The following is an 11,768-nucleotide window of genomic DNA, read 5'->3' on the forward strand; positions in this document are numbered from 1 at the left end:
AAGGGGCAGGAAAGCCTGCGAATAGCATCTGCTGGCATCGTACCGGATTTGTTCGCCCTTAGCGTGCAGATACGTCACTTTCGTGTAGTCACCCCTCCTTGGGCATCTGAGGATCCTGCGGCCGACCGGCAGTGACGGTGGTGCCATAGCGACTGTAGCTGCGGCTCTGATCGCTCATCGCGAACAGCATGTAGTCGAGGGCCAGGCCGGGGTCGGCGAGGATCGATGCCGCCAGGATGTCGCGACGCTGTACCGCGAGCTCGTCGTGGAGGCGTGCGCTCAGCGGCTTGCCACCGGGAGCAACCGCTTCGGGCGGAAGCGACGAGGTGTCCCGAGCGCTGCGAGTCGAGCCGGACGTGCCGTCGCCGGCCGATCCCTGGAGCGGCGTTTCGCTGAAGTAGGTGGTCTCCAGCATCATCTTGCCGTCGCGACCGAGGGTCAGGAAGGTGCCCACCTTGCCCCTCAACTCGTCAGAAAGAACGGGCGGTCGCGAGTGCAGCGTCTGATATTCCTCACGGAGCCGCTCGAACTCCTCTTCCAGAGCCGCGTACGCCGTCTCCTCCATCTCCTCGTCGGCCATCAGCTCCTCGAGGGTCTCGCAGCGCGCGACGATGGCGTCGGAGCGTGCCGCCTCATCCTCGCCGAGCGGCGCGGGCTCGAGCGTGACGCGGTGCAGATCAGCGGTCGCGCCGTACAGGCTGGTGGTCGCGATCGGCCGTACCCAGGCGAGGCCCTGCTCCTCGCCGACGCGCTTCGCCTCGGCCTCCATGATCGCGGCCGCGAGCGTCTGCGCAAGCTCCGGATCCGACCAGCGATCGCCGTCCTCGCTGAACAGGTCGCACTCGACCTTGCCGCCGGCAGCCACATAGGCGTCGGCGCCGACGAGGACCGCGATCGGGTCGCTCGCCTTCATCGTGTCGTTCACGATCGCGCGGCGGATCTGATCGGCATTCACGTAGGAAGAATGGGCGTACTGCTGGAAGACGCGCTCCTGCTTGGCCTGATCCTCGGTGGAGCCGTAAGCCTTGGCCATCTCGAGCGTGATGCGTCCCTCGCTCAGCGCTTCGAAGATGGGTGCGGCGAGATTGGCGAGCCGCAGCCGGCCCTCGATGAAGCGTCGCGTCTGGCCGAACCGGTTCGCGACGGCGTCGATGTCACCGTCGGATTTGAGGAAATGCTGAAATGCGACGCATTCCTCCGCTGCGGTCATCGGCTCGCGCTGGAAGTTCTCGGTAAGCGACACCTCCCGCAGGTCCGCGTCGTCGCCGGAGACGATCTTGACCGGCACGCCGTAGGTCGCCGCGTCGATCTCGCCAGCGTCGGCGAGCATCATCGCGCCGAGATAACGCCGATCGCCGGCGATGATCTCGAACGTTCCCTTGGGCCGTGCGGCGGTAACGAGCAGGTTCTGCATGATGCCGCGCGCACGGATGCTCGAGGCCATTGCCTCGATGTTTCTGGGCGGGGTGGTACGGACGTTCTTCTCGGAGCGCTTCAGCTTCGCGAGTGGCACGGTCTGGGTCATCGTCATCTCCATCAGGTGCCCGGCCGCGCGACGTCTCGCCGCACCCAAACCGGACACCTTCCCGCTCCCCCTTTCCTTCCTTGTCCGGATCGCTCCGGTGCCCGCGCTCATGCGCGGGCGGCGCATCCCGGACGCCGTTGGCGGTAAAGAGGCTCCGCTCTCATCGATCGCCAAGCACACGCTGCAGGATCACGGTCGCCTCGGGCACCGGTACGAACACGCGTGTCTTGTAGGCGATCACCTCGGTGAAGCAGCCGAGGGACTTGAGCCAGGCAAGCTGGCCGGCGGGCGCACCGACGATCTCGATCCGCGGGAGGCCGTTCACGCGTGCCCGCTTGATCTCGCAGGCGAACGGCCGCTTGAGCGGGATGACATTGCCGTTCTCAACGGCCCGCGCGATCTCGCTGGGTGTGAGCGAGGTCTCCTCCGAGAGCCCGAGCTTGCCGAAGAGCTGGTGCAGGTCGCCGGGGAACACGATGCGGCCAAGCCACGACCGTCCCTCGGCGTCGACGATACGGCTGACCGCCAGATGTGTGCTGGGCAGCGCGGACCAGATCGGCAGGAGGAGCCCGGTTGCAAGTCGGATCGTCTCTGTGTCGACGTGATTGCGCGCCTGCTCCTCCTCTTCCGCCCACGCCTTGGCGAAGGTCTCGCGTGCGCACTCCTCCCAGGCGGTCTCATAGAGGTCGTCTGCAGCTAGGTACTCGCGGCGGGTGGGTCGCATCAGCTCGATGCGCAGCACGGGCATGCCGTCCTCCGTCATTCCGGCACGCGCCGGGGTTTTGAGGGCGACCTTTCCCGACTTGGCGTTCTTTACGAAGACCGCGGTGTCGTCGGCGTCGGCGAGACGCAGCGCTCGGTCGAGCGAGACCGGATGGCGACGACGAGCGACCTCGATCGTCAGCAGATGCGAGGTGGCACCGCTAACTGTGTCGGTTCGCAGAATGCGATCATCGAGGACGGTCGCGGTTTCCACCAGCATGGTCTCGACCCCGACATCGAGGGTGCCGGCATCCCGAGCGGCCGCAACGCGTGTCTCCACCAGCGCGAGAAACTCGTCGAAGATGACGTTCTGCAGGCCGATCGGCAGGGCTAGCAAGCGGTTGAGCCAGCGCTGAATGGGCGGGAGTTCCTCCTTCATGACCCCATCCTGATCGGTCAGTTCGAGGCCGGTGCGATGAGTGAAATCCTGGAGGCTGGTGCTTTTCAGCTTCCCGCTCTTGAGGAGGTGATACCAGCTGATCAGGGCGGCCTTGGCGTACTCGCTTTCGAGATTGTCGGCAGGATCGAACAGGTTTTGTCCACCGGTCTGGCGCTGGCCGCGGGTGAGCGCACCGAGACTGTCGAGCCGGCGCGCGATCGTCGAGGTGAACCGCAGTTCGCCCTTGCAGTCGGTGGTGACAGGGCGGAACAGCGGGGAGCAGGCCTGATGCGTGCGATGGGTACGTCCGAGCCCCTGGATCGCGCGATCGGCGCGCCAGCCCGGTTCGAGCAAGAGGTGGACACGCTGCTCCTGGTTCAGGGCGTCGAGGCTGGCATGATACGACCGGCCGGTTCCGCCCGCGTCGGAGAATACGAGGATGCGCTTGGTGCCGGCCATGAACGCTGCGGCGTCGGCTTGGGTCGATCTGCCCGATCGCGTCTCGAGTTTCTGGGTGCCGTTCGCGGCCGGGACGAGGCGCTTGGTTCGACCCGTCACCTCGGCAACGGCGTCGTGGCCGAAGTAGGTGAGGACGCCATCGAGCACCGCGGCGATCGGCGGGAGAGCGCAGAGCTGCTCGATGAGATCGTCCCGCGCGGCTTCGGCCTCCGGATTGGTGACCGCGTGACCGTCGTCGTCGATCAACGGGCGCGAGCGCACCTCGCCAGTGTCGTCGCGGTAGTCCCGCATCTGCTGGACGGGAAACGCACGCGTCAGATAGTCGATAACCGCTTCGCGCGGTGACAAGTCGATATCGAGTTCGGCGCGCTCGTCGGGAGTGAGCTCACCCAGGCGACGGTTGAGGATCGCCTCGGCGGTGCTGACCAGTTGAAGGACGACGGATTGCCCGGCATCGAGATGCTGGCGAACCGCCGCAAGCACGGTCGGTAGCTTGCATGAGAGGAGCAGCGAGCCGAAGAAGCGCTGCTTGCAGCTCTCGAACCGGGAGCGCGCTGCCGCCTTGGCGCCGGCATTCTTGGTCGCACCGTCCATCGCGTCGACCACGCCGGTGATCTCGAGCGCCTTCTCCATGTTGCGATGGATGATGCCCCAGGCATCGGCGTATCGATCGTAGACGTCGATCTGATCGGGGGTCAGTTCGTGTCGCAGGATGTCGTACTCGACGCCGGCGAAGCTCAGCGCGCGCGCCGTGTAGAGGCCAGTCGCCTTGAGGTCGCGGGCGACGAGCTCCATGGCGGCGATGCCGCCTTGACGGATCTCGGAGATGAATGCCTCGCGATCGGCGAAGGATGTTTCGGGTCCCCACAGACCGAGCCGGACGGCATAGGCCAGGTTGTTGACCTCTGAGGCACCGGTGGCAGACGCGTACAGCACGCGGGCGGCCGGGAGACGGTTCTGGAGGAGAACGCCGGCGATACCCTGGAGTGAGCCCGCCTTGGTGCCCATGGCACCCTCCCCGCCGGCGACGCCACCCATCTCGTGTGCCTCGTCAAAGGCGATCACCCCGTCGAAGTCGTCGGCCGCCCAGGCGATGATCTGATTGAGCCGCGTTGCGTCACCCCGACCCGACCGGAGGGTCGGATAGGTGACGAACAGCACGCCCTCGCTCATCGTCACCGGCTCATCGATCTTCCAGCGCGACAGCGGCTGCACGTCAGCGGCCATACCGCCTAGCGCCGTCCAGTCGCGAACCGCATCTGCGTGGAGCGCCTCGTTCTTCGACACCCAGATCGCCTTGCGACGCCCTGCGAGCCAGTTGTCGAGGATGATGGCAGCGACTTGGCGCCCCTTGCCGGCCCCAGTGCCATCGCCAAGGAAGAAGCCCTTCCGATACTGCCGACCGGCAGCGTCGAGGACGAGCCCCACGCCTTCCTTGTCGCAGGAGAACATCCCCGGGATGAACTGCGTCCAGGCATGCCCCGCGTAGACGACGGTTTCGAGCTGCGACGACGACAGGAGGCGGTCCGACACGGTGCGCTCCGGCAGGTGCGGAACGTGCGAGGGGATGGGAGCCGGGATCGAGCCCATCGCCACAGACTCGACCAGCGAGGTCGGATGCTCGCCGGCCGCGTCGAAGACGATGCGGCTAGGCCGGTACGGCAGATAGACCCCGACCTGCTCGGCGATAGGCGCTGGCGTGTCGAGCACCTTGTAGCCGATCGGTAGCACCTCGTTGCGGGTCGGCGCCCGGAAGATGCGCGGCGCGGCAGCCGGGCGCGACTTCATCGCTCGCAGGAGCGACACCGCCCCTCCCCGCTTGACCGCCGAGGATGCGTTGTCCTCCTGCAGGGCAGCGCGATCGGGAATGACAAGCAGGTCGACCAGTTCAGCCACGTTCCGACGAGCGATCGTGACCCCTGCGATGTCGCCCACGATCTTGTCGATCACGTAGATCCGAACCGCGACGCCGGTGCCGTGCTTTCCGTAGCCGTTCGTGAGGCGGATGGAGGTGCGAAGGGCCGTTCCCGCAAGTGTCGTCGTCCAGATATCGGCCATCCGTGCGGAATGGGCGAACCAGTCCGGCATGATGGCAACGAGGCGCCCGCCTGGCCGCAACCGCTTCAGCGCGGCTTGAAGATGGCGGACCGCGGCGAGCGCGTCGGCACCGCGACCGACCGAACGCGAAAATGGCGGATTCATGAGGATGAGGCTGGGGCGCTGCAAAGCTGTGAGCGTACTGCCGATCGTTGCCCCGTCATGACCGAAGACGACGGCATGGGGAAATGTGGCGGAGAGCCGCGCCCGCCGCGCCGGATCGATCTCGTTGAGCTGCAGGGCGGCGATCGTCGACAGTTGAGCGACAAGCAGTCCGTTTCCGGCGCTGGGCTCGAGCACGACATCCGTCGGTCGTGCAGCCGCGAGCAGGACGGCCACGGCTGCGATGTCGACAGGTGTCGAGAACTGCTGCCAGTCGATCTGTTCCTCGCTGCGCACCGTTTGCGTCGGCAGGCGATCGAGCAAGCCGAGGGCGAGTGGGAGGTCGGCCGCGGTCTGGAGCGGCTGCGAACCGCTCACCAGATGGAGCGCCAGCGCATGCTCGAGCACCTCGAAGCTCTCGCGCTGCGTCCAGCGCCCCTCTGCGTCCGAACCACCGAAGGCGTGGACCATCGCCTCGTTGAGGTCGCGTCGGCTGAGCTTCGTCTGTCCGCCGAGTAGCGGCAAAAGCATGCGGGCAGCGTCGGTGCAGGCGGTTGCGCGGTCATGCTTGGGATCGAACAGGTCGGTCATGGGGTGGGTCTCCAGAACTGTCTGCGTGCTGCAGCTCAGTTCCCCCGCTCCCCCTCCCCTTCTCAGCTCCTCGGCCTAAGCACGTCGGCCCAGTCGCCGTACTGTTCCGGCGGTGGCATGCGGGCGAGCGCAAGCCCACGCTCCCGATAGGCTCGCCAGGCCTTGCTGCGCGCGCGCCGTCCTTCGGGATCGTTGTCTTCGGCGATAATCAGTCGTGTGACGTTGCTCGGGATCTGGATGCGATCAAGGCGGGCCGCCCCCAACGTCGCCCAGCATGGTATGCAATTGATCTGGGTGAACGCCGCAGCCGTCTCGAAGCCTTCGGCAATGGCGAGGGTCTCCCCCGCCCTGCCCCCCTGCCAGGCACCGGCAGCGGGAGCGCCGAGCATCACCTTGTCCAGGTAACCACCGTTCGTCGTGTCGAGGAAGATACGTTGGATCGCACGGAGGTGGGAGCCCTCTCGGACCGCTACGATGAGCGCCGGCAGGAAGCGCGTGGAAGGCTTTGGACCCCACGGGCAGCGTGGATGAAAGCGGATATCGTCGAGTGGCAGGCGCAGGCCCCGCCCGTCGAGATACTCAGCGGCTGCCGTACCGTCCGCGGGAAGGGCCTCCTCCCAGAGCCGTCCGACGTTGCTCCCGCCAGGGCGGTGCCGGGCGGGCGGTGGCTGATGGCTTCCGGAGGGTCGTAGGCGGGAGATTTCGCGCAGGACGTCCCCCGGATCGCAACCGGCAAAACAATGGACGAGAATGCCGTCGTGCCCCTGGCGCACGGACAGGCTGGGATCGCTGTCCTGGTGTGCTGGGCAGCGGCAGGTAGCGATATAGCCCCGCCAGGTGCCGCCGAGGGCACCCACGATATCGACAACGCGCTGGGTGGGTCTGAGAGCGATCAGGGACATTCCCGTCTCCTTTCACCCCCTCCCGCCCTCTTCCCTCCTACAGAAAAGCACATCGCAGGGTTTGCGAGTAGACGACGAAGCGGCAAGCCGATAAGACGGCTTTACGTTTTGCAGGTTTTACGATTACACGTTTCCACGGAAGGTCCCTCTCATGATCGTTGCGTTGCTCAACCAGAAAGGCGGCGTCGGAAAGACGACCCTGAGCGTGAACCTGGCCTCAAGCCTCGCACGCGACGGCTCGCGCGTGTTGCTGATCGACGCCGACCCCCAGGGCAGTTCGCTCGACTGGGCTGCGGCTCGCGAGGAGCAGCCGATGATCTCGGTGGTCGGCTTCCCTCGACCGACCATCCACAAAGAGTTGGATCAGATCGGCCAGGGCTACGATCATGTCGTCATCGACGGACCGCCTCGTGTGACCGAGCTGGCGCGATCGGCGATCATGGCGGCGGATGTGGTGCTGGTCCCTGTCCAGCCTTCGCCTTACGACATCTGGGCCGCGGACGAGGTGGTCAAGCTTATCGTCGAAGCGTCCGTTTTTAAGGAAAGCCTGAAGGCCACATTTGTGGTAAATCGCAAAGTCGCAAAAACGGCGATTGGGCGCGACGTGGTTGAGGCTTTGGCAGCATATCAGATCCCGACCATGACGGCGCAGATCGTCCAGCGCGTCGTGTTTGCCGAGGCAGCGGCCACTGGGCGCGCTGTTTTCGAGATCGACGGCAAGAGTGCGGCGGCAGCGGAAATCGAGGCCGTACGGGCCGAACTAATGGAGCTTGTGGCATGACCAAGAAAGTGACGATTGGCCGACGCCCAACGGCTGGCGCGCCTCCCGCCGCTGGCGCCGATGCCTGGGTGGGAGCCGGAGCAGAGAAGCTTGCCGAAACGCCCGCCGCGGACGTCAAGATGAAGCGTTTGACGATCGACATACCGGAGAGCCTTCATCGCACGATCAAGTCACAGTGCGCGATGCGGGGAACGAAGATCGCTGACGAGGTCCGAGATCTGTTGGTACAGAAATACGAAACGCCGTAATTCCGCCTTTGCGCGTCGGCGTGTCGCCGTAAAGCCGGCGATGTGTCTTTCTGTATCACCGCTTTTCCGTAAATGCGTTGTCTGAATGGCGTTCTTGGCTATCGCGATCCCCCTTTCCCCCGATCGCGGAATAGCATCCGGTTCGATGAAAGGTTCAAGCGAGTGGCAACAGGGCAGGGGTCCACCTTCTTCGTGCCGGGCGTTCCGGCCAAGGACCAAGAGCAAGCGTATAATGAGCTCGCGCTGGCCTGCGGGTGTGCACCGGCGCCGACAGGCAAACGCATCCGCTCGATCACGTTCCGATCGAACGGGGAGACGTGGACAGCCACGGTTGGCGAAAAGCTAAGCGGCTCGGCGACGAAGAAGAGCCGGGCAGGGGGGCAACGCATCGAACGCACCGTTCCTCTCTCAAACGGCTCGACCGTCCTCGCCATCTTCGCCGGCGTGCCCTTTCGGGTCTGGCATGACGGCGCGTCCAGGGTTTGGTCCAACCCATTCCTCGCTGGCGAGCCTTCCTCCGTCACTATGTTCGCGGACGGCGGAGCATAGCCACTTCGACAGTGATGTCGCCCGCATTTCAGTAGATGCGCTTCGTCGTAAATCTGTTTAAGCGCAAAGTCGGGTTCCCGATGCGCTCTCCTCCCGGGCAGGGTAATTTTTTTCCACGTTGACCATGCCTCCGTCCGATGGCTGTTTCGACAAATGAAGCACCCCGGCGCGCTGAGATTAGTCACAGGATTGGTCGCGGCTTCCGTCGCCCTCGGCCCTGCCGACGCGTCCCAGCGGCAAGCTGAACTGGTCGCATTCCGTGATTTGGCTGACGGTGTGGTGATTGATGTAGGCCGCACGGCGCCGAAGCCACTTCCACCATCAAGCGAGCAGCAGGGCGTTTCGCCGGAAGCCTTACAGGATGACTTCCGGAGCATCGCCCTGGCCGAGCAAGCACATACGACCACGGACGTTCCAAGCCCGCCGATTGCGATTCCGCTTTGGATGCAGACGGGGAGGGTGATGACGGGTGCGGCTCAGGTCGCTCAGAGCGTCGTCGCGCCTTACATGTACAGTCCGGCCGCTTGCTCGATGACGCCTTACCGTCCGCGAGGAGATTTGGCTCCGTGGCAGGAGGCACGCCGAGCGCGTTATTTCCCTCTCATCTCCGCCGTCGCCTGTGAGGCTGGCGTGCCTACCGGGCTACTCGATGCGCTCGTCGCCCAGGAAAGCCGCTACGATCCGCTGATCGTCTCAAACAAGGGCGCGGTAGGCCTGACACAGTTGATGCCCGACACGGCTCGCGGCCTGGGTGTTCTCGACTCCCGAGATCCGCTGGCCAATCTGAGGGGAGGGGCCAGATACCTTCGGTCTCACCTGGACGAGTTCAAGCGCGTCGATCTCGCACTGGCGGCCTACAACGCCGGCCCTGGCAGGGTACGAACCTTGGGAAGGATCCCACCCTTCAGGGAGACGATCGATTACGTTGCGGCGATCACCAAGGGGTGGAGCAGCGGTGCCTATCGAGCCGCATCCGTGCAAACCGCCGCGATGCCGAGTGCGGCAGGCTGGCGGGGCAGGGGGGTCCAGCTGCTGGCTTACACGTCGACGAGCGTGCCGAACCCGAGGTAATGGGCAAAGTAGATCGCGATCCCGAGTATAGCCGGTGCACCCAGGAGGTAGTTGAGCTGCCAACGAACCCACAGCCGCGGCGCGACGAGGACCTTGTCGAGCATGGTCGTGGTAGGGAGCCGGCTATTTCCCGTGCGATAGTCATAGGCGGTCTTGATGACCGCGAAGACGGCGCACATCGCGACCATGACGCCGACGGCGGCATAGAGGGAGAGCCAGGCCTGGAGTGTCGCTTGGGGCATATCGACCACCTAGCAGCAAGATGCTGACGATCGCTTAACCCTCTTGTGGGTGCAAAGTTACCAACCTGGCCGGACGCGTGAGTGCTCTACGTGGCCGACGGGATCGATGCGGGGCTCCCGTTTCAGACGAACTACCAGCGGATCGCCCAGGCGTGAACGTGGCCCATCGTTGTCACCGCAATGGCGACGATTGCCGCCGTACCGCTCGCGGCGTTCGTCCTTCTGGGTCGCCGAGAAGATGCCGAGAAGGACACTGCTTCGAGCTGAATGCGTCTCCGGCCACCTCACAGCCTGCCTGATTGGAAGAAGCAGGCGAGGGGCGGGAGGCCTCTCGTTGCTAGCTTGGCAGGGGTTGGCCATCAATGCGCAGCCATTCGCTCGGTCCTGAAACCCCATAGGCTCTTTTGAAGGTCGAGCTCGCCGCGCTTCGCCCGCGCGACCATCCCAGCGTAATAAGCCCCGGCTGTAAGGCGGATCTCATTGCGCGCCTCTCTCTCCGCGGTGATCATGACCGCGACAGCAGCGCCGTCCCGGCCCAGCGTATCGATTGCATCCACCCACGTTCCGGAACGGATGCCAAGGTCATGCCGCAGCCGCGCCGCGGCGTTATGGACGTCCGGCCACCGCGGTCGGGCCTCCGTCAGATACATCGAGGTTGTCGGGAACATCTCCGCGAGGTCGCAAGGCCGCACCTTGAGGCTGCTCTGAGAAGGGGAGGGGGGCAGCACCGCTTGATCGGGAAGGCTCACCTCCGGGTCAGAACTACATTCTCGCTTAGCATGTACGGTATTTTCAGAGGGAATGGTTTGTATGTGTATGTCGGGTGATACCGATGACCCCGACGGGTTATTTTCCTCTGTAAACATGAAGCGATCGATGGTCTCTCCGACGAGATCCTCAACGCCAGGAAGACGGTCGAGCGCGGCCTGGTAGCCTTCGCGGTCGCCCATAGTCCTGGCCTGCGCCGCAGCAAACGCGATCTCGTCAATCGCGTCCTGGAGTGCCATCCAGTGCGGTCCGGTGAGGCTCAGATCAGCGGCCTGCGCGAGTGCCTGTCCGACGATCCGGCGGACACGCGCGATCTCCTTCTTGCCGCTCTTGAAGAGCGCATAGAGGGCGTTGAGGCGATCGCCGGCTTCCTTCAGCTCGGCATAGCGCAGCCGGATGGGGGAGAGATCGAGGCCGTAGGCTTCGACGATGACGCCGTCACGGTTCCGGAAACCGCTTCGACGTCCCGAGGCGCTATCTCGCGCGAGGATCAAGCCTGCGGCGCGCAGCTCACGCAGCCGCGCCTTGATGCAGGCAACGGTTTTCCTGACCTCGTCCGCAAGATGTTGGTTGCTCGGCCAGACGACGAGCGGGCGGTCGGCGGCCCAGTCGGCCTCCCAGGTGAGCTGGACAAGATCCATTAGCGTCTCGATCGCGCCGTTGCTGACCGCGATCGCGCCTTTCAGCGCCTTCACGACCCTGCGAGCGTCTTGTTTGGATATCTGGACGGCGCTCTCGTCGACGACCTTCATCCTCCGGGTGAGCTCGCGCGTCAGTGCCGTGATCGGCCGCGCCCCGGTCCGGCCGGTGAAAGCCGTTTGCGTATAGTTCATCGTTCGCCCCCTCGGATGGAGGGACCGTCAGCAGGCATAACTCGTGCGTGGCGCGAATCGCGCTCCCTTGAACCAGGTGTCAGGATCGTCTAGATGGGAGGCCTATCGCGGACCGGTCAGCGTTTGGCGACGCTGCCCATCTTACGGTTCCAGGGTGCCCGGCCTTCGTGCCGGGCATTCGTTTATGTGGCCACGGTCATAGCTCCAGAAAATGCGACGGAAGGTCGCCCGAGCACAGTGCCGCAGATGCAAAGGTTAAGAAACCACGAGTATTCGTGGTATCGGCTACGCTCGCCGGAAAAGATTCGTGGTATCGACTACGCCCGCGGCGATAAGTTCGTGGTATCGACTACGCGGCAAGGCAAAGTGGACTTGCCCCGCTTAAGTGGAGAGGCATTTGCTCAGCGTGACGCGGTTCGTTCGAACTGCGCGGGGCTGATGTAGTCGAGCGCGGAGTGA

At 64.7% G+C, this 11,768-nt stretch carries 8 protein-coding genes; 3 read left to right on the top strand and 5 right to left on the bottom strand.

Annotation, left to right across the window (positions count from 1 at the left end):
• Nucleotides 1–88: 88 nt before the first annotated feature.
• From ACQKJZ_RS14875 to ACQKJZ_RS14885, 3 genes are all read right to left on the bottom strand, one after another.
• Nucleotides 89–1,525: a ParB/RepB/Spo0J family partition protein gene (locus ACQKJZ_RS14875; protein ID WP_427731938.1), complete on the bottom strand. Its 1,437-nt coding sequence runs from the start codon at nt 1,523–1,525 to the stop codon at nt 89–91.
• A gap of 160 nt (nt 1,526–1,685) precedes the next feature.
• Entirely contained in the window at nt 1,686–5,915 is a 4,230-nt protein-coding gene (locus tag ACQKJZ_RS14880) for a strawberry notch family protein (protein ID WP_285139221.1), read from the bottom strand.
• Between the two features lie 62 nt (nt 5,916–5,977).
• Nucleotides 5,978–6,817: a DUF7146 domain-containing protein gene (locus ACQKJZ_RS14885; protein ID WP_116462936.1), complete on the bottom strand. Its 840-nt coding sequence runs from the start codon at nt 6,815–6,817 to the stop codon at nt 5,978–5,980.
• Nucleotides 6,818–6,968: 151 nt separating this feature from the next.
• On the opposite strand from ACQKJZ_RS14885, the gene parA reads away from it, so the two are divergent.
• The 3 genes from parA (at nt 6,969) to ACQKJZ_RS14900 (ending at nt 9,466) form a co-directional block, all read left to right on the top strand.
• Nucleotides 6,969–7,598 (top strand): ParA family partition ATPase, encoded by a 630-nt coding sequence (gene parA, locus ACQKJZ_RS14890; RefSeq protein WP_056433696.1) that lies wholly within the window; start codon nt 6,969–6,971, stop codon nt 7,596–7,598.
• Nucleotides 7,595–7,846 (top strand): plasmid partition protein ParG, encoded by a 252-nt coding sequence (locus ACQKJZ_RS14895; protein WP_056433695.1) that lies wholly within the window; start codon nt 7,595–7,597, stop codon nt 7,844–7,846. Before parA ends, ACQKJZ_RS14895 begins: the two co-directional genes overlap by 4 nt.
• A 702-nt stretch (nt 7,847–8,548) precedes the next feature.
• The gene (locus ACQKJZ_RS14900) at nt 8,549–9,466 is read left to right on the top strand and encodes a lytic transglycosylase domain-containing protein (RefSeq protein WP_066689898.1); all 918 of its coding nucleotides are present in this window, start codon (nt 8,549–8,551) and stop codon (nt 9,464–9,466) included.
• Here the strand turns inward: ACQKJZ_RS14900 and ACQKJZ_RS14905 are convergent.
• Both ACQKJZ_RS14905 and repC read right to left on the bottom strand, forming a co-directional pair.
• A complete protein-coding gene (locus tag ACQKJZ_RS14905) occupies nt 9,433–9,708 on the bottom strand; it encodes a hypothetical protein (protein WP_056433691.1) in 276 nt (91 codons plus the stop codon). The genes ACQKJZ_RS14900 and ACQKJZ_RS14905 overlap by 34 nt on opposite strands.
• A gap of 359 nt (nt 9,709–10,067) precedes the next feature.
• The gene (repC, locus tag ACQKJZ_RS14910) at nt 10,068–11,309 is read right to left on the bottom strand and encodes a plasmid replication protein RepC (RefSeq protein ID WP_066689897.1); all 1,242 of its coding nucleotides are present in this window, start codon (nt 11,307–11,309) and stop codon (nt 10,068–10,070) included.
• Nucleotides 11,310–11,768 lie beyond the last annotated feature (459 nt).

This window comes from Sphingomonas sp. NPDC019816 (assembly GCF_050274375.1).
In the GTDB taxonomy this organism is placed as follows: Bacteria; Pseudomonadota; Alphaproteobacteria; order Sphingomonadales; family Sphingomonadaceae; genus Sphingomonas.